Annotated in this window: 6 protein-coding genes; 1 reads left to right on the forward strand and 5 read right to left on the reverse strand. The window is 71.9% G+C overall.

Features of this window, described 5'->3' with window-relative positions; all coding sequences use genetic code 11:
• Nucleotides 1–203 precede the first annotated feature (203 nt).
• Together TU31_RS02375 and TU31_RS02380 are read right to left on the reverse strand one after the other, a co-directional pair.
• Nucleotides 204–2,564 (reverse strand): UvrD-helicase domain-containing protein, encoded by a 2,361-nt coding sequence (locus TU31_RS02375; RefSeq protein WP_045867290.1) that lies wholly within the window; start codon nt 2,562–2,564, stop codon nt 204–206.
• Nucleotides 2,561–9,724: a DEAD/DEAH box helicase family protein gene (locus tag TU31_RS02380; protein ID WP_042148102.1), complete on the reverse strand. Its 7,164-nt coding sequence runs from the start codon at nt 9,722–9,724 to the stop codon at nt 2,561–2,563. The genes TU31_RS02375 and TU31_RS02380 overlap by 4 nt, the downstream gene beginning before the upstream one ends.
• A gap of 109 nt (nt 9,725–9,833) precedes the next feature.
• On the opposite strand from TU31_RS02380, the gene TU31_RS40420 reads away from it, so the two are divergent.
• Nucleotides 9,834–10,130 carry a DUF397 domain-containing protein gene (locus tag TU31_RS40420; RefSeq protein ID WP_158894230.1) on the forward strand — a complete coding sequence of 99 codons (297 nt, stop codon included), beginning with the start codon at nt 9,834–9,836 and terminating at the stop codon, nt 10,128–10,130.
• A 60-nt stretch (nt 10,131–10,190) separates the two neighbouring features.
• Here TU31_RS40420 and TU31_RS35770 read toward each other — a convergent pair whose 3' ends face one another.
• Genes TU31_RS35770 through TU31_RS02405 form a run of 3 tightly spaced genes read right to left on the reverse strand, consistent with a single transcriptional unit; the run spans nt 10,191 to nt 19,200 of the window.
• Nucleotides 10,191–15,848 (reverse strand): Eco57I restriction-modification methylase domain-containing protein, encoded by a 5,658-nt coding sequence (locus TU31_RS35770; RefSeq protein WP_052718805.1) that lies wholly within the window; start codon nt 15,846–15,848, stop codon nt 10,191–10,193.
• Complete coding sequence (locus tag TU31_RS02400) at nt 15,845–16,024, reverse strand: hypothetical protein (protein ID WP_042148109.1); 180 nt, start codon at nt 16,022–16,024, stop codon at nt 15,845–15,847. Before TU31_RS02400 ends, TU31_RS35770 begins: the two co-directional genes overlap by 4 nt.
• Nucleotides 16,021–19,200, reverse strand: coding sequence for an SNF2-related protein (locus TU31_RS02405; protein WP_042148113.1), 3,180 nt, complete (start codon nt 19,198–19,200; stop codon nt 16,021–16,023). The genes TU31_RS02400 and TU31_RS02405 overlap by 4 nt, the downstream gene beginning before the upstream one ends.
• Nucleotides 19,201–19,387 lie beyond the last annotated feature (187 nt).

The following is a 19,387-nucleotide window of genomic DNA, read 5'->3' on the forward strand; positions in this document are numbered from 1 at the left end:
GTTCGAGCCCTCGGCGGGGAACACGTGACATGGGTACGGAGAGAGCTGTTGATTGGGGGCGCGCAGCTCGTGGTCCACACGGTTGTCCGGTTGAACCGGTAGGCAGCTGGCGCTTGGCCGCAGGTTTGAGCTCAGGTCACTGCATCCTGGCTCTGCCAGCTGGTCGTAGAAGGTACCGTTGTCCGCCCTCAGCGCTTGTCCGATTATGCCACTGCGGATCCGGATGGCGGTCCGTCGTCTACCAGTAGTTCCGTGGCGTGACCGGCGGTTCTTACAGCGTGGGCCGGGAGAAAACGGCTGGCCTTCCCGCTCCACGTGATCACCAGTTCGTCGCGGGCCCGAGTGGCCGCCACGAAGAGCAACGAGCGGGAGCGCTGCTCCTCCTGCCGGTAGCGTTCCGGCTGGGCGTGCCGATAAGTCTCGAGTCGCTGATGTGGGACGAGACCCTCACTCACCCCGGCGAGAAAAACCCGTTGGAACTCCAGCCCCTTAAAGCCGTGCAGCGTGCCGATGCGCACGGCGTCCATCCCCGGCGGGATGTCCCTGCCGATCTCGCAGGCCTTGATGCCGTACCGCTCATCGGCCAGGGTGGCGGCCAACTGCGCGGCCGCGTCACGCGACGGGACGCCCACTGCCATCGCCGCGTAAGGCGTTCCGTAACGGTCGTGGCGTTCCTTGAGAAGCGCGGCGATCGCCTGCATCTCGGTCTGCCAGTCGGGGGCGCGCCAGTACTGCGGTGCCAGCCCGGTGAGGACGGACCGGTAACCGTCGAGGGTGTCCCGGCCGTTGTCGAGATCGTCGAACTGCTCGCCGACGATGAGGCCGTGCGCGCTGCCCAGGATCTCGCGCGTGGTCCTGTAGTTGAGGGTCAGCCGGCGTGAGGCTCGGCCGGGCGTGCTGATGCCCAGCCGTCCAAGCACCACCTGATGGGCGTAGATCCGCTGGTGGGCGTCACCGACCAGGAAGATGTCGTTCGGGCCGGGCGTCACCATCGCGCGCAGCATGCGCCAGTGGGAGGCGGACAGATCCTGCGCCTCGTCCACGACCACGTGCCGGTAACGGGGCTTGAGCCACATACCGCTCCCGGCCTCGCGGTGGATCAGGTCGATGCCACCGTGTTCGGCCTTGTATCGGGCCTGCGCGGTCACCTTGGCCATCCGCCGGCCCTCCGCACGGGCGGCCTCGTCGGCGATGAGCGCGTGAGTGGTGCGGTGCTCCCGGTTCAGATGCGCCCGGTAGCGCTGGGACAGCTCCCACACCTGGCGGCGCTGGGGACGCTGGAGGACGCCCCGGCCTTTTCGTTCGGCCCGGAAGTACATGTGGTCGGTGCCGCAGCCCTGGGCGAGGATCACATGTTTGAACTCCCAGTCCAGGAACTCCGCGTCGAACGCGTACACCTCGGCCTCGGCGCACACGGTGTGCCAGAGGCTCAGTGCCTGATCGTCGCTCAGCGGAGGGGGGAGCGGGGACCCGGGGTGCGTCTCCTGAACGACTTCACGGGCGAGCCGGTCGATCCACTTCACGTCGACGCGGCGCACCAGCTCGTCACCGCCGAGGTGGTACAGCCTGTCCCGCAGGTCCTTGGCGAGGTTGGTGTTGTACGTGGTGAGCAGCACCGGCTTTGTGTGCCCCGGCGGCAGCCCCTCCACCAGGTGACGCACCCGGTGCAGCGCCGCCACCGTCTTGCCGGTCCCAGGGCCGCCGGTCACCTTGGCCGACCCCTTGAAGGAGGTGGTGGCCAGGCGGTGCTGCTCGGGGTGGAGGAACAGCCGCCAGGCTTCGAACCCGTCGCCGAGCGCGTCGAGCACGGCGGTGTCCTCGGTGCTTACCTGGGACACCGGCCGGCGTGCCGCCTTCGCCCAGTCGTGCGGATCTACCTTGTCGTCGGCGCGCCAGGCCTCGGTGATGTGGACCCGGACGTCGGCGGGCTCCATCCCGTCGCTCAGGGCGAGCAGGACGTCGCGGGTGAGAGCGGGGAGGTTGTGGCCCAGCAGCGCCTCCAACTGTGCCCGGTCCGTGATTCGCCGAAGCGCCGGAAGCAGCGAGGCGGACACGCCGAGGCGGAGCAGTTCCGTGTCGTCGTGCCGGGCGAACAGGGGCACAGGCAGCGACCGGGGTGCCGGATGAGCGGAGTCGTCGGCCGGCGACGGCTCCCTGCCCTCGGTGTCGCCCGCGTCCTCTCGGAGCGGAAGCGCGACGACCTCACGGCTGACCACGCTCTGGTCCACGAGTTCGACGCCCCCGGAGACCTCGTTGATCTCCACGGTGATCCGGGCGAGTTCGTCGCGGGCCGTGTCGCTGACCCGCACGGCGAGCAGGCTGAAACGGTTCTCGTCGGTCTCCAGCAGCAGGGCCATCCCGTGGCTGTCGATCCTCGCGAGGAAGAGCCGGCCGTTGCGACCGGTGTCGCGCAGCGAGGTGAGCCGCAGAGCGCGGTTGGAGCGGTCGGCGCGCAGCCTGCGGACGAAGTCGCCGACGGCGTTCTTGTCGCCGGGGGCCAGACGTTTGATGTCCTCGTTGGCCTGCGGGGTCGGGATGACCTGTGTTCTGACCGGCCTGTTCACGCTCCGCCGCCTCCCTCGTCCGTCATGCCGGTCCGCGCCTCGCGGAGCAGTGCGGCCAGTTCGGTCTCGTCCCAGGCCGCCGCCTCCCCGACGCGCCAGCCCGCGGCGTGGCACTCGGTCAGGTAACCGGTGTCCTGTGCGTCCTCGGCCAGGACGACGGCGATCCTCGCCGTGGGCCAGGCCAGTTCCAGGGGGCGGGAGACTCCGCGCGTGTCCCACCCGGCCTCGGGCGGCGGTACGTCGCCTCGCTCCGCGAGCGTACGCGCCAGCTTCTCGATGGCCGGGTCGCCCATGTACGACAGCTCCCGCAGCACGAGTTGCCAGGCCATCGTCCGCTCCAGAGCCGTAGGCGTAGTGCCGCCGGCGTTCGCGACCGTCCCGGTGCCGGAGTCAGTGAGGCGGACGTCGGCGCCCCGCTCAGGCTCCGCGCCGGCATCGGTCAGCCCGGTACCCTGCCGGTCCTTGCGCAGGGCGGTCAGGAGCCCGCCGGCCTGTCCGGCGGTCGCGGCCAGCAGGCTCGCGTCGAAGGCGTCCAGCGCGGTGCGGGCCAGCTGTAATCCGTCCGCCCGCCCCTCGCCAGACGGGTCCAGGAACTGCAGGACGTTGCCCCAGCACAGCCACGCCTTCCAGCGTCGCCGGTGCTCGGCGCCGTCACCGGCGACAGCCTCCGGACGGTCGTCCAGCACCGCCAGCGCGCTCAGCCCCTGCGGTTTGAACCGGGAGTCCCCGATCAGCAGCAGAGGCAGCCCCGAACCGTCGCGTACTGGGTACAGCCGCAGCCCGCCCCCGCCGACCGCCGGGCGTTCCTCGCCGCGCAGTGCGGCCTCCACCCACGGCACCGCCGCCTCTGGCCCGGCATCGACGACATCCTCCCGCCGCGCCATGCTCATCAGCCCCGCCACGGCAAGCCGTGCCAGCACCTGCCACCGGCGCGGGTCCGGATCGGCCAGGAACCCCAGCAGCGCGGGGATCGCACCGGCGAACAGCCGGTCCAAGTACGCCGGGTCCTGCCGCTGTTGGGCCCACCGGGCACGCGCCTTGCCGCCCGGCGTGCCGTCCCCGTCCACCGGGTAGGGAGGCCAGGCACTCCGCGCCTGCGGTCCGGCCAGCGCGGGGGCGAGCGCCCCCGCCGCCTCGTCCGCGTCGGCGCCGCCGGCGCGCCCGGACCGCTCGCGCAGCTCCTTCTCCCAGGCGATGACGTCGTCCCAGGTGATCTGCCAGACCAGCATGCCGTCGGCCCGCAACCGGGCCCGTTTGGCCGCGTCCCCGGCGATCCGGTTGACGGCTTCGGAGGCGTGCCAACGGTAGCCGTCGAGATACACGGCAACCGGCACGGGGTGCGGCCCGTCACCGGTGGCTGCGTCGCCCGCGGGGCGCAGCAGCAGGTCCGGGACCGTGCCGTGGGCGTCGAGCGGCTTCTGCGCGACGACCTCCCAGTGGACCGGCGAGCCGTCCCGCCCGCGCAGGGTGAACCGCTTGCCCTGGCGGCCGGTCGGCGTCTCCTCGTGCTCCACCCCTGCGCCGTCGGGCGCGTTCTCCAGCCACCGGTCCAGGCAGTCGATGAACCGCCGCTCCAGATCGCTCTGCGCCTGGGCCGCGAAGCGTCGGTGATCCGCGTCCCCGCCGCCCTCACCGCCTGCGGCCTGCCCGTCCGGTTCCCTGCGGACGCGGCGGACGTCCCAGCGGCTGCGCCCGTCCACGCCGAGGACGTCGTCCAGCATCCACAGGGCCTCGCGCCGGTCGAGCAGGGGGTAGTCCCGGTCCGGCGCGTAGCCGAGCAGACACAGGTGGCAGGCTTGCCGCGGCCCGTTCTTACAGGGGCACTCGCGAAGATACTCCTGGGCGCCCGCCAGCACGGCCCGGAACTCCTCGCCGTCGTGTTCGACCAGACGCTGGAGGTAGCCGGTGCCCCCGGGCAGGGAGTCGTAGAGCACCAGGTGGTTGCGGGTCAGGCCGGTCACTCGGTCCGGTTCGCTGGTGGGGGCGGACCGGATGTGCGCGGGGTCGCCGCCGTAGCGCAGGGCCAGGCCGAGGTGGAGCGCGGCGGAGAACGACGCGAGCCGCTCGGGTACGCGCAGGGTCGCGGCAGGCAGCAGGACGCGCAGGGCCTCGGTGCGGTGCTCAGCGCATGTGATCACCCGTGCGTCGGCGGCCTCCACGGGCCGGGCCCGGCGCCGGGTGGGGCACCAGGGCCGGTGGTGCGCCAGCTCAGGCCGGGCCGCGATCGACTCGATCACCTGCTCTTGTACGGGCGGATGCCCCGGATCCCGGTCGGTGGCTCCGCCGCACAGCGGGCACACGGTGAACGGGCTGACGGTGACCTCACGCCCAGCGAAGAACGTGTCCGGATGGCGGCCGGGCCTTGCCGGACCCAGGTTGAAGCGGCGTACGACCGCCTCCCGTACATGGTCGAACCCGAAGACGGCGCTCTCGTGCCGCCAGCTCTCCTTGACGGCCGCCGGGTCGACGTCGACCGCCGTCACCGTCGAGTGGTATCGGCGGCTGCGGGACTCCTGGTCGTCGATGATCCGGGCGTCGTCCCGCCGGTCACGGGAGGTGACCTTGCGCGGCACGATCACCGAGAACCGCGCCGATCGGCCGCCGATGCCGGGCCCGGCGCAGCGCGGGCACGGCGAGGTGTCCGCCTCCGCGTCCCGCCCGGTGCGGACGTGGCCGCACTCCGGGCACACCCGCCACACTGCGATCGCCGGCCGGCTCTCCTCCCCGGCCCCGGTCTGCTCGCCGTGCCGGGGCCGCGCGCCGAGGTCGAATCCGTCGACCTCGTGCCGGTAGCCGAGCACGTAGTAGGAGTTGCCCGGCGCCAGTTCGGTCAGCGCGGCCTCGGCGGGCCGCTGGTACAGGCGCGTCTCGGTGCGCCACTGGGTTCCCGGTGCCTGCTCCGCCTCCGCGCCCCGGGCTCGCCGGGCGGGTTCCTTGCGGGTGAGGACTGCCTCCAGCCGGACGCCGTTCTCTACCAGGGTGTAGTTGGGCAGCAGTCCCCGTTCGACCAGGAACGCCTGCGCGCCGGACTGGGCGAGGGTCTGCAGCTGCCCGCGTACGGCTTTGGCCTCCCGGCCCAGGGTCCGCTTCTCGCGGGCCTCATCCTCGACGCTGTCGTGCAGGGCCTCGGCCGCCTCGTCGATCGCCGCGAGCCGGTCCACCAGCTCTGCCCGCTCTGCATCCCAGGCGGCCTCGGCGTCCCGCAGCCGCCAGGCCAGCCACCGCTCGGGCGACCGCTCCGCCGTCGCGTCGCCGGCGTCGGGCAGCGGCTCCACGTACCGGCGCAGCTCCTTGTGGGCGTCACGGGTGGCCCCCGAGTCGGGTACGCCCTCGATCTCGGGGAATAGCCGCAGGAAGTCGTCCACCAGGTCGGTCCGGCCGACGACAGCCCGCTCGAAGTGCCGAAGCCAACCCGCTCGCCCGAACAGCGCGGTCGCCCGGTCCGGCAGCGGCAGCACGCCCTCCAGCCTGCCCCGCCCCGCGAGGTCGAGGAGATGGGCGGTGAACTGGCGGCGCAGCAGCTCGGTGGCGGACAGGAAGCAGCCCGGCGGCAGGATCCGACCGGCGATCAGGTGCCGGGGCTCGGCCAAGTGGTACAGGGAGCGCGGGCTGGTGTCGGCGAGGGACACCAGCAGCGCGTTGCCGGTGGAGCGCCCCGCCCGGCCGGACCGCTGGACGTACGCCGCGGTCGTCGGCGGCAGGGAGGCCAGCAGCACCGCCTCCAACTGGCCGATGTCGATCCCGAGTTCCAGGGTGGGCGTGCAGGAGAGCACATTGGGGTCGGTGTGCCGTACCCCTTCGCGGAAGCCCTTCTCGACCTTTTCCCGTTCCTTGCGGGTCAGCACGCCGGTGTGCTCGGCCGCGACCACGCTGTAGGGGTCGGCCTCCCGGTACAGCCGGCGGTAGTAGTCGCCGCGGTAGTCGCGTCCGGCCCGCCCGGCATCCGCCGCCGGGGGCCGCCGCAGGGCGCCGGCGCAACCTTTCAGCGGACAGGGCAGCCCCGTCCACACCCCGACCCGCTCCGGCGGCACGGTCTGCGTCCAGCCGCACTCGCGGCACACCAGCGCGGCGTCGGCCGTCTCCTCGTCGGTGAGCGGACGCACCCGGACGTGCCCGGGGGTCAGCCCGTACACCCCGGCCCGGTCCTGGCCGCGTCCGGCGCGCTGCTCGCCGGTGCGCCGGTACGCCAGCGCGCCGATGCCCGGTTCGGCGAGCCGGGGCATCAGCCTGGCCAGGTAGTCGCCGGCCAGGGCGCGGTCCATGCCCAGGCAGCGCGCCGTGAAGTCGGTGTACCAGCTCTCCCTGGTGTCGACCCGCTCGAAGTCGGTCCGGCCGGGCCGGGCGCCCACGAGGACGAACGCGGGCGCCTCGGACCCCCGCCCGAACGCCTGCATCCCCTCCGGGCGCCCACCCCACACGCTGTAGCGGTTACGGCCCTCATCGCCGATGAAGGTGTCCAGCCAAGCGTGCCTTATACCGCCGCTCACCCTGATGTGCTCCAGCAGCCCGCGCACGAACCCCTCGAAGCGGCGCAGCCGTTCGGGTCCAGCGGCGGGTACCCCGGCCACCGTGGCCGCGTCCGGGCCGCCGTCTTCGGCTTCCGGACGGGCGGGGGACTCCTCGGCCGGCACCTCCTCCCACGGGAGCTGCTGCCGCAGGACGTCCTCGTAGAGGGCCTCGGCGGTCCTCGCCGCCGTCTCCGGGTCGGGCAGCTGGACCTCGGCGGCCACGGTCCGGGTGAGTTCCAGCGTCCGGCCGAGCCGCGCGTGCAGCCCGAATTCCAGCAGCGTGTTGAACGCCAGACGCTCCCCGACCAGTTTCCACGTGTCCTTCGGCAGCCGCTTCCGTCCGGCCAGCAGCCGCCGCACCCCGTCCACGTCGTGCAGATCCGGCGGGACGACGGAGGCCAGCAGCTTCTCCTTGTCCACCGACGCCCGGCGCACCAGCGCGGCGATCAGCTCGTTCAGCGGCACACCGTCCTTCGCGAACTCCGCGTTCCGAGCGGCCTGTTCGGTCAGCTGCTCGTGCACCAGCGAACGCAGGGAGAACTTCCAGGCCCGACTGGCCACGAACCCGGCCAGGTGCGCGGCGTCCTGTACCGAGTCGTTGAAGACCAGGGTGCGGCGCCGGTCGTTGCCGTCGGCGTCCCGCGCGGGCAGCTCGCCGCCGGTGAACAGCTGGGTGACCGCCACCGACGCCAGCGGCGCAACGCCCGCGCCGAGGAAGCGGATGCCCTGCGCCTGGCCGCAGGCCGGGCAGCGGTCCTGCCGGGCGTACTCGTCGGCGTCCGAGTTGAGATACCACAGCTTGACGAACACCCCGTTGTCCGGGGCTTCGGCGATCCGCCCGCCGGGCAGCAGCACCTCATCCGGGTCGACGGGCCGCAGCCGCTCCCCGTTGTCCTCCAGGACGAGCACTCTCGCGTCCCGCGAGACTGCGCCGCGCCGCCGCTCGGCTCGCGCGAGGGCCCGCCGGGCCTGTTCGGCCGCCTCGGCGGGCGTCGCCGCGATCATCGCCCGTACCCGGGCCTTCCCGGCGCCGCCGCCCGCGCTCAGCCGGTAGATGTCGTCGGGGTCGGTCACTAGGACGGACGGGTTGCGCTCGGGGCACACGGCGCTCCAGCCGGACCGCCCGCAGTGGCGGCAGTACGCCGATGGCAGCCGGCCCGACCGTAGCGCCGAACGCCGCCGCTCCTCCTGCGCGGCCGACGCCACGGCGGAGGCGGCGGCCTGGTCGGCGTCCGACCAGGAGAACACCGGCCGGGGCGAGACGAACCGCAGCACCCGCGACAGCGACCGCACCCACAGGTGACTCTCGACCAGCAGCAGGGGCCGTTCCTCCCCGTCCGGGGCGTCCGGGTCGCGGGCCTCGGATACCAGCGCCACGAATCGGGTCAGAGCCTCCACGGCGGTCACCGGGTCCTTCTCCACCGCCAGACGCCAGGGCGAACTCGCCGGGAACGCGCCCAACACCTCCTCGGCGGTGAGCGGCCGGTCCACCCCGGTCGCCAGCAGGTCGTGCGTCACCGGATGCGCGAGCAGCCGGCGCCCCAGCTCCCGGGCATCGGACGTGTCGCAGCCGAGCACCGTACGGGCCAGCCGGTCCATCCCTCCGGCCGTCGCCGCCGGATCGGGCAGCGCGGCCACCTCGCCGGGCGACGGCACGGGCAGCGAGGCGTCCAGTGGCTTCAGGAAGACGCTCAGCTCCCGCCGGTCCTCCCCGATCACCGCGTCGTCGGGGAAGTACGTGCCGAACACCCGCGACGCCACGTCCAGCATGGCGCGCGCCCCACCGCCCCCGGCGGTCTGCGGATCGGCGTCCGGCCCGGCCTCGCCGAGGGTCGCCGACGTCGCCACCGGGCACACCGACCCCAGCGGCCGCCCCTCCTCGGCCGCCCCGGCGACCGCCCCCAGCCGCCGCAGCAGCATCGCCACGTCGGTGCCCTGCGCGCCGTCGTAGGTGTGGAACTCGTCGATCACCACGTACGCGAGGTCCGCGTCCGCCCACAGCGGGGCGTCGAGCTGCCGCTGGAGCAGCAGGTCCAGCATCTTGTAGTTGGTGATCAGGATGTCCGGCGGATTGCGGCGTATCTCGGCCCGGTCCACCATCACCCGACCATACGGCGAGGCCGTCCCGCGCGCGCTCGCCTCACCGATGTACAGCCCGGCGGTCACCTCGGCCAGCCGCCGGTCCTCGTCCAGCAGTTTGCCGAGCCGCCCCGCCTGGTCCCCGGCGAGCGCGTTCATCGGATACAGCAGCACCGCCTTGACGCCGGCCCGTCCCGCTGCCCGCTCCCGACGGCAGTGGTCGATCACGGGCACCAGGAACGACTCGGTCTTCCCGGAACCTGTACCGGTCGTCACCAGCGTGGGCTGCGGCACGTGCCCGTCCTTGGTGGTGAGCCGCGCGAACGCCTCAGCCTGGTGCGCGTACGGTCGGAAACCGTCCCGCCACCAGTCCAGGTGCTGCTCCCAGCCGCCGGGAGCGGACCGGAAGGGCCGCCGGATACGCAGGTACGGCCCCCGGAAGAGCCCGTCGGCGGGATCGGTGAGGAAGTCGGTGAGCGCCTCCTGCGTGGCCGGTTCGGCCAGCGCGAAAGTGGTGGTCAGATACTCGACCGCCGTGTCGCGCAGTGCCTGCGCGGCGAGCGTTGGTCTCATGGCGGTCGCAGCCCCTCCCGTACGGCCAGACACGGGACGCCCGCCGACGGTTCCCCCGGCCCCACCGCCCCGTACACGATCTCCACCACCTTACGTCCGGGCGCTGACAGTGAGGACCGAATCAGCCGGAACGGACTGGTGGGACGCCTGCGCGGGCGGCGGCCGCCGTCAGGAGGGGACCGGTGCCGTGTACTCCGCCCACACGGTCTTCCCCGGCGCGCCACCGTCCCGGGGCCGCCAGCCCGAGCGGGCGGCGAGCGCGGCCACGATCGCCAGCCCGCGCCCGGTGTCGTCCAGAACCGTCCACGTACGGGACTCGAAGCGTCCGGTGGACGCCATGGTGCCCGTCTCCCCGCAGGCGTGGGCCGGACTGGTCGCCCTGACCGTCACCGACCGGAGCGTCTGACTCGCTGTACGGCATGAGCCCTGCCCTGGGCGGCAGGGCTCATGTGCGCGTGGCCGGGCCCTACTCCTCGGCGTTGCCTGAAGGCTCCGTGTCGCCGGGCTGCCAACCGACGGCACACATCCGCCGCGTGAACTCCGCGTGTGCGGCCCGCATCTCCTTCACTCGGTTCGCCTCGTACAACGGCCCTTCGTACCCTTCGGGCACCTTGCCCTTGAAGGGGAAGTCCTTATGCGAACTGAGCTGCTTCCACGCCTCCTTGGGCTGACCGTAGCCGTGCTGCTGATGCGCCTTGGCGATCCGCCGCCCCGTGGCGTCGAACCACATGTTCTCCTCGTACTGCTGAAGCACGGGGAACCGGGCCCGGTACATGGCAACCAACTCGTCCGCGCTGATGCCTAGCCACACGGCGACAAGGGCGTCGATCTCGACCAGGGCGGCACGCCGGTCGAACTCGGAGCGGAGGGGGGTGCCACGCGTCCAGTCGGGCCCGACGCCCATCGAGAGGCTCGGTCGGCCGGACGGCCACTCGTCCTTCGCCGCCCAGTCGTCCTTCGTCCAGGACGCCTCGTACAGCTTGGTCCACAGCCGCGCGTAGGCGTTTGTCTGGGCGTTGAGGCGCAGGGTGCGGAGGAGGAGGGCTGGGGCGAGGGGGTGGTCAGGAATGGGAGCGGGCATCACCTTGGCGTCCGAGATGTCGAGGTGGCCGCGTCCCGAGGCTCTCAGGGCGTAGTCGGCGGGAAGTGACGCCAGGAACCCTGCCGTGAGAACTGTTTCCTCGGGCCGCGGCAAGGCGCAACTACGCACCGCGTGAACATGGGTGACGCCTGGGGGGATCAGGCTGGCGAAAAGACTGCGCTCCGTGTTAGAGGCGATCATCTCCCGCCAGGCCACGCGGAAGTACTCGGAGTACGGCCGCTCCGCCACCGATTCCAGAAGGCACTTTACGGCTTGAGCACACGCTTCCGAGTCCTCGGCCAGGTCGGGCTGACTGGCCAGCACCTCGTCCTCGGCCGCGTGCACAGCGGCCGGGGAGTCGAGGAGCTGAGCAAGCCGCTCATGATCAACCCAACGTTCCTGCGCCTTGATGAACCGTGACTTCGACGTGGTCCGACGGTAATTGGTACGCGGCACCTCACCTTCCGCAAGCCCCGCAGCATCCCAGGGCTCCATCTGAAGCGAAGTCCGCGCACCCTCCACCGGCCGTTTCGCGAATGGTGTCGCGATGCCGAACAACGGCCCCTGGAGGATCACGTCCTCCCATGTCTCCGCCGGACCGGAATCCCAAGTGAAGTAGCCCGCCGTACGGTCGTTCTTCTCGTGGAAGCCTGGGCTGATACGCGGCCGGAGCGCTCCGAGCCGGTGTGGCCACCTCGCCAGTGCCGAGATGGCCGACTCCTCTGACACGGTCACGGGAAACAGCAGCTTGGCCTCCTCGAAAGGAGCCTCTTCGTCGCCTGTCAGCTTCTGCCAGTCGGTGAGCGTCGCCTTGTTCACGGTCACAACACGACTCAGGTGTGGCCTCTTGTCCCAGGTGCCTTCGTGCTTGATCCCGGGAGTGCTCCCCTTACCGTCATGGCGCAGTGATTCGGAGAGCACCAGCGGGTGAACCAGCCAGCTCAGGTGCTGAAAACCGATGGCACGCTTCCTGCCGTAGACGTTCACGCTGAAATGCGTGCTGTGGTCGACCGGCTTGGCGAAGAGGTAGAGCTCGTTCGCGAAATCGGCGTGCAGGCGCAGGTGCTGGTAGGCGGCGCGCCGCAACGCGCCTTCCTTGGCTCCCGTCAGATGGGTGGACGGGTGAATGAGCCCCACGGACCCTCTCTCTCCCGTCGCCCTCCACGAAAGCAGCATGAACCCCCGATACACATCCGGCTGCGTGCCGACCAGCTCCGGATAGCTGTCCAACGAGGCCAGGAACGCGGTCGTCCCCGCTGCCCCCGCCAGCTCCCCCAGAAACGCCGACCGCGCGTCCCCCCGCTCCAGCACCGCCGCTTTCCGCTCGGCCCACGCCTCGTTGCTCGGTTTATCCGCCAGCTCAAACCACGGCTCGAACTCGGCGAGAACCTCGCCCTCCTTCCACTCCTGCTTGACCCATGGTGGGTTCCCCACCATCAGGTCGAACCCGCCCTCCGTGAACACGTGGGCGAAGTCCAGCTCCCAGTGGAAGAACCCCCGGTCCTTGGCGATCTGCGCGGCCGTCCCGTGCCACGGGAACAGGTTGCCCAGGTCGAGGAAGGACACCCAGGCCGACAGCCGGGTCATCCGCTCGTCGAGGTCCTGCTCGAAGGCGTCCAGGTCCCGCAGGCCGGTCACCTTCGGCATCTCGAACAGCGAGGTCGTCCCCTTGGCCTTGGCCTCCGCCTCCGAGTCGGCGTCGACGCGGCCGACGAGGGCCTCCGCGAACTCGATCCAGTCGTCCAGCGACCGCAGGGCCACCCGGCGGTCCTGGCCGCCCCGGGCGACCTTCTTCAGGTCCCGGCCGTCGCGGAAGTAGTCCGGCGCCGTGCCGTCCAGCAGGGCGACCTCCTCCAGCGGCCAGAACCACAGCGCGCACCAGGCGTCCATGAGTTGCCGCAGCCGCCAGTAAGGGCTGCCCTCCGCGTGCAGGGCCTGGAGCACCGCCGTGCGGTCCACGACCGGCCCGCTCGTCCCACCGGACGGTGCGTTCGTGCCCCACACGGGCACGTGCCGCGAGATCTCCCGCTCGGACAGCTCCAGGCGAAGCCGGACCAGGCCCCACAGGTACTCCACCCGCTCGGCCAGGGCCATCAGCCGCCCGGTCTGGGACCGCCCGCCCGCCCTCTCGTCGTCCTCACCGCCGGTGGGGGAGGTCCGGGCGGACACCTGGGCTCGCGCCGCCCGCGCCGATGGCACGGATGTGGTCGAGGAGGCCGTGGCACCCGATGCTCTGGAACCGCCCGAGTCGGCGTCCGAACCGCCGAAGTCCAGCCCCGGCTGCTCCCAGATCTCCAGCCCCAGGTCGAACGCCCCCTGCCCGGACCGTGCCTTCGACTTCGCGGCCCGTTCCTGCGGAGTCGCCCGCACGACCGGTGCGGCGGTAGTCGCCGTACCCGCCCGCTTCGACGTCTTCGAGCCCTCCGGCGCCCGCCGGATCCGCGACCGCCACCGCTTCAGCGCCTCGATCCGCTCCGGCTCCAGCCAGTCGGCGACGGCCCCGGCCACCACGCTCACCGGAGGCTGCTCGGCCGCGCCCTTCTTCGGTTTGCGCACTGACACGGACTCGGCGACAGAGCCCCAGCCCAGTGACGGCAGCAGGAACTGGTGCACCGCCCGCCCCGGCAGCTTCTCGGGGAACGGCAGCACACGCGGCTTCTGCTGGTCACCGGCCTTCAGCCAGCCTCCTTCGCTCAGCCCCTTCCCCGGGTACACCTTCCGGGACGCGCCGACGAGCGAGTTGCCCCGGTGCAGGTGCAGCCCGTACCAGGGAGCCCGCATGCCGGGGTACATGGTGTTCAGCCACAGCGAGATCTCCGCCAGCTCCACCGCCGTACCGTTCAGGTCGACGCCGTAGGCGTTGTGCAGGGCGATGTACGCCTTCGCCTTCTGCAGCTCGCGCGGATACTCCTCCGGATCGATCTGCTCGCCCCGCTCATGCTGGGCCAGCTTCAGGTACAGCTCGGCCAGCTGATTCACGGCCTCGTTGAGGAACGCGCCCGACCCCAGGGCCGGTTCACACACCCGCCAGCGCAGCACCTCCGCGGCCTTGACCTGGGACTTCTCCGGCTCGCGGGGGTCGACGCGGCCCTCGTCGTCGAGCCGGAAGCGCAGGGTCTGCTCCACCGTGGCCTGGGTGAGGGACTCCGGGGTGTAGTAGGAGGCGCTGGTCTGCCGCTCGCGGCCGGCCAGCCGGTAGACGTACGAACCCACCGGGTGCACCACCGACTTGGGCACGCCGGTCTCCGGGTCGATGCCCTCGGTCTTGACGAAGACGCTGTCGCCGGGCGTGTCCGGGTACAGACCGGAGCGCACCTGCGCGCGGTTGATCAGCCAGCTCCCGCCCTCGGGGTCGCCGCCCTTGGCGACCTCGTACAGGGGCTCGGTGGCGAGTAAACCCGAGTACGACATCAGGCCCTCGTACACCGCGCCGAGGTGGTTGATGCTCAGGTTCGCGTAGCTGATGAAGCCGCCGCGTCCCTTGCCCTTGCCCTCTACCAGGGTCAGATGGCGCAACACCTGGTGGAGCACCTCGTTGCGCAGGCGCAGGTCCAGCTGCTTCTCCGGAGCGGGCGAGCCGTCGGGGCGCACCCGGTCCGGGTAGGGGACGCACCGGCCGACCAGCTTTATCGACTCGGGGTCGAACAGGCGTGAGCGCAGGGCCTCGATGCGGACATTGTCGCGGCCGTCGTCCTCGGCGAGCGTCGGCGCCTCCTCCGCGAGGACGGAGGCCGAGGCGCGGTCGGTGACAGTCCCGGCCAGCGGATGCCCGTGGTACACCCGGTCGAACAGCAGGGCCAGGGACTCGTGGAAGTGGTGGCCCCGACGGGAGGCGCTGCCCAGCTTCTCCGGCACGACCAGCTCGCGCAGCCGGGCCACGCTGTAACCGGACTCGTACGCCTCGGACTTCAGTGGCAGGATGTTCAGCTCCGGCCGGGCCTCCGCGTACAGCAGGAACAGGATCCGGTACAGGTAGCGCAGCGACTCCTCGGTGAGCAGGCGCGGCAGGTCGCCCGGCTCCCGCAGCACGTCGGGCAGCCACTCGGGCAGGTCCTCGGGGTGCACGCCGTGCTCGCCGCGGGCCCGCGTCAGGACCTCGTTGGCGATGAGCTGCACGGACTTCTGCAGCCCTACGCGGAGTTCGGCAGTGACGCCCACCGAGTGGTCCCGGGAGGCGGTGACCAGGCGGGCGATGCCGTCGTCCGAGCCATCCTCGCCGGGGCGCAGCGAGTCGGCCGAGAAGACCGCCGCGATCAGGTCGATCTCGTTCGCCCGCGCGCCCTTGGCGGCCTTGCGGGGCAGCGCTGTGTCCAGGTTCACCGCCAGATACCGGCCCCGGGAGAAGGCGTGCCGGTCGGCGAGGATCACCACGCCGCCGAAGAGGAGCAGCGCGTACCGGGGCGCGTTCTCCGCGTTCAGCAGCCAGGACGCCAGCTCGCGGACGGTGGTGAGGGTCTTCGACGTGGACACCCGCACTGGCGCCGGCAGCAAGTTCGCGGTGCCGTCGCCCCGGGTGGTGTCCAGATCCTCCGCGAACCCGCCGGTCAGGACGACGATCCCGGGCTCGTGGTGGGCGACGGGGGCGGCGACGGGGCCGGTCGGGGTGCGGACGGTGAAGTGACCGGGGGAGGGACTGAACCCCAGGGCGGACAGCAGCCGACGGTGCCAGCCGTCCAGGGCCGTGCGCCACTCGTCCTCCACCGTCTCGTCCGGCTCGTCTGGGCGGGGCCCGGCGGGCTGGAAGGCCGGGGGCTCGCCGTCGGCGCCGACCGATCTCAGCACCTCGGTCGCCGCGAGCTGCGCCGCCATGGCGGGCGCGTACGGCAGCCGGTTGTACTTGTCGGCCTCCGGACCGAGCACGGCCCGTACGTCCATGTACGGGCGGCTCAGGTCGCGCAGCGCCTGCCGGGGCGTGGTCACACCCTGCCGCTCCAGCGCCGCCCACTCCTTCAGCGGACCGCTCGCGAGCTCCTTGGGCAGGATGTCGTCCAGGTAGAACGAGGGGAAGTACTCGCTCTCGTTGATCAGGGAGTCGAACGTCATGCCTGCGGCTCCTGCTCGCTGCTCGGACCGGGGGAGGACAGTGGCGGGGCCGGCACCGCCAGGACGGGGGAGAGGGGTCCGCCGGACGTGAGGCCGCCGATGCGCCGGGAGGCGGCCCGGCGTGCCAGGCCGCCCGTCCGGCGCCAAGGGGCGCGGCGGGTGACGGACCCGGTCATGAGCCGGCCTCCAGGACGGCCAGCACGCGGACCATGGGCTCGCCGGTGGTTCGCAGCCGGGCGGCGATTCGAGCCAGCCGATCCGCCGCCTCCTGCTGTTTGGGCTTGCCGCCCTCGAAGCCCGGCAGCGTCTGCTGCCGCCATTCGCCGATCCCGCGTTCGAGGTCACGCAGCGGGGAGTCCACCCGCTCCTCCGCCACCTCCCTGACCCGCTTCATCTCCCTCCGGGTCTCCTCGACGGCGAGCGGCACCAGCGGCTGGAGCGTCGCCGCCGGGTCGGACGGGGTCCAGTGGTCCGGCATGTCCGGGCCCACCCCGAGCGCGGCGAGCAGGGCCGGGGTCAGCTCACGGGTGCGGGGCGCGGAGGTGCCGAGCCGGTCGATCGCCAGCCAGGCCACGGCGGTGGGGCGGCCCTCCGCGTTGGACCACACTCCCTGCGTCAGGAACACCGGGTCCGGCGCCTTCTCCGGCCCCACCTGGAGCACCAGGGCCCGCTGACGACCGTACTCCACCAGCACCTTGTCGGTGATCCACTCCACCACCGGGTGCAACTCGCCCACATAGTGCGCGTCCGGCCACAGCGACGTCGAACCGGCGTCCTCCCGGGCACGCCGGAGGGAGTCGGCGGCGTCCTCCCGGCTGAAGGTGAGGTTGATCCGGCGGGTGATGCCCTGCTCACGGACGTATCCGGGCGGCAGGACGTCGAAGCGGTCGGCCAGGTCCCGCGGCGGCTCGAAGCTCAGGTCGGTGCCCGTGACGGTGAGTCCCGCCCGCAGCCCGCCGAGGTCCGGCAGCTCGGCGAGACCGGCCAGGACGAACTCCTGCCGGTTGCGCTCCGGGGAGGCGGAGAAGAAGCGCAGCTCCTCCACTGTGGGGATGTCCGAGGCGGGGGCCTGCGGCGAGCCCGTACCCGTACCGGTATCCGCACCGCCGTCGTCGGTCCCGTCCCCGGCCGTCGTCGGGGCGAAGTCCCCGAAGTCGTCCAGGTCGATGTCGAGGTCCAGGTCGGAAGCGGCGCCGAAGGTGTTCCCGTCCCGCGTACCGTCTACCACCGCCGCGACGTGGGCCGGAGCGCCGACGGGCGCGGGCCCGGTGCCGAACTCGCTCATCGTCAGCCGCTCGACTGGCGGCGCGGCGGCGTCCGTACCCGGTGCCCCGTCACCCTCACCCGCCTCGAACGCCTCCACGGGGACCGCCTCCAGGTCCGCCACGGCCTCCTCGGAGGTGGCCCGGCCCAGGAGTGCCTCCATGACCCTGCGCTCTTCGCGGGCCCCGTCGTTCTCCTGGGTGACGGCCTCCACCGCGCCCAGCACCTCGTGCACCTTGGCCTCGCGGGCCAAAACCTTCTCCGCGACGGTCCGGTCATCGAGCGCCCCCTCGACATCGCTGGTGAGCAGCAGGGCACGGAATTCGGGCGGCCGGGTCTGGCCGTAGCGGTCGATACGGCCGTTGCGCTGCTCGACCCGGATCAGGCTCCACGGCAGGTCCCAGTGGACCAGGTGGTGACACTGGCGGTGCAGGTTGACACCCTCGGAGGCGCCGTCACCGGTAAGCAGCACGCGGATGTCCCCGCCCGCGCGGGCGAACTCGTCGACGTAGCCCATCTGGACCGTGTCGGAGACCCCGCTGTGCATCACCTTGACGGCCGCCTCGCCGTCCTTCGGGTCCGTCCAGCCCAGCAGCGGCGGCAGCACGGTGCCGAGCCAGTTGAGGGTCTCGCGGCGCTCGGAGAACACGACGGCACGGGCCGCGCGGCCCGGCCCCACCTTGACGTGGTCCCGCAGTTCGGCGACGAGTCCGGTGAGCTTGGCGGTGGCGTTCGTACCGTCCGCCGCTGCCCGCTCGATCCGCCGGGCCAGCTCCGTGAGGCGCAGCAGGGAGGCCACTTCGCGCGCCGGGGACTCCGTCGGACCCGCGGGAGAGGGGTCCGTCACCTCCTTGTGGCCCTCGGGAAGCGCGTGCCCCAGTTTGGCCAGCTTCTCGCGGGCCGTCGCGAACAGCGCCCGGTGCGAGGAGAGGAACGACTTCAGCAGCACGTACGGGAACAGGTGCTCGTCGCCCCTGGCGCCGGGCCGGCCCCGCTCGGGGTTGGCCAGCCAGACCTCCGCCAGCTCGGCGAACACCTCCTCCTCCAGCTCGCTCGCCCTGACCTGCAGGGGGCGCGACTCACCGCGCGGGGCCCACTTGTCCTCCAGCACACGGGCGACCTCGTCGCTCACCTTGGTACGCCGCACCATCAGATGGTGCAGTTCCTCGGCCCGGGGACGGGCGGCGTCTCTCACCGCCATCGGGTCCAGGAGCCGGACCAGGCCGGTGAAGGCGCGCATCTCGCCGTTGTGCGGGGTGGCGCTGGCCAGCACCAACGCGTCGGTCTTGTGAGCTAGGACCTCGGCGAGTTCCCGGCGGTCGCTTCCCCGGTTGAGGAGGTTGTGCGACTCGTCGATGACCACGGCGTCCCACTCGACGTCCCGCAGCCACGGCCCGTAGCGCTTCTGGTTCTTAAGGGTGTCCATCGACACGATGACGCGCTTGTAGTAGGTGAACGGGTTGCGCCCCACCGGGATCTTCCGCTCGATCCGCGAGATGCCCACACTGTCCAGCCGGACCAGCGGCAGGGAGAACCGGGTCCACATCTCATGCTGGAACTGCTCCAGGACGGGGGCCGGCGTCACCACCAAGATGCGCTCACCACGACCGCGCCGGATCAGCTCACCCAGCAAGATCCCGATCTCCAGGGTCTTGCCCAGGCCCACGACGTCGCCGATCAGCAGCCGCGGCTGGAAGCGGTTGGCCAGGGCCTTCACCGCGGGCCGCAATTGGTAGTCCAGCCGGTCCAGCAGGAAGCCCTCGGTCAGCGCGAGGCCCTGCTCGCTCTGCGGAAGCGGCAGCCTGCGCCGTACGGCTTCGAGGAAGAGCCGGCTGACCCGGTATCCGTCGGACTCGTCCGCCACCAGCCTGGTGTCCTCCGGCCGCAGGATCCGCGGCATGCCGTCGAGTGCGGTGAGGAACCGCGCGGTGTGCCCACGGACCAGCTCGGACGCGCCGATCGCGTCGATCGCGAACTCGCCCGTCCGCAGCTCACCGCTGTTGCGTACCAGCCACTCCTCGTCCCGGACCTCGATCAGGGTCCCGGCCGGGGGCACACCGGAGGGAAGACCGGAGCCGGTCTCGGACATGGCAGATGTTCCTTTCGACGGAGGCCGCACAGCATGACGCTCGGGTTGTGGGTGCGGTCTCGGTGTGAGTGTTCCTTTTTACCGTTCGCTGCCCTCTGACCGTGCGGGCACCCCGGAATCGGTCACGGCGGTGCGGGACGAGATACAAGGGGAAGGTCTGGCGTCGTCACGCGCCGCACGCGGCGGA

The organism is Streptomyces lydicamycinicus (genome assembly GCF_000829715.2).
Lineage (GTDB): Bacteria > Actinomycetota > Actinomycetes > Streptomycetales > Streptomycetaceae > Streptomyces > Streptomyces lydicamycinicus.

Excerpts from the sequence above, each read along its gene's own strand:
- TU31_RS02380 (WP_042148102.1), bottom strand. The coding sequence starts at position 9,724 with ATGAGACCAACGCTCGCCGCGCAGGCACTGCGCGACACGGCGGTCGAG.
- TU31_RS35770 (WP_052718805.1), bottom strand. The coding sequence starts at position 15,848 with ATGACGTTCGACTCCCTGATCAACGAGAGCGAGTACTTCCCCTCGTTC.
- TU31_RS02400 (WP_042148109.1), bottom strand. The coding sequence starts at position 16,024 with ATGACCGGGTCCGTCACCCGCCGCGCCCCTTGGCGCCGGACGGGCGGC.
- TU31_RS02405 (WP_042148113.1), bottom strand. The coding sequence starts at position 19,200 with ATGTCCGAGACCGGCTCCGGTCTTCCCTCCGGTGTGCCCCCGGCCGGG.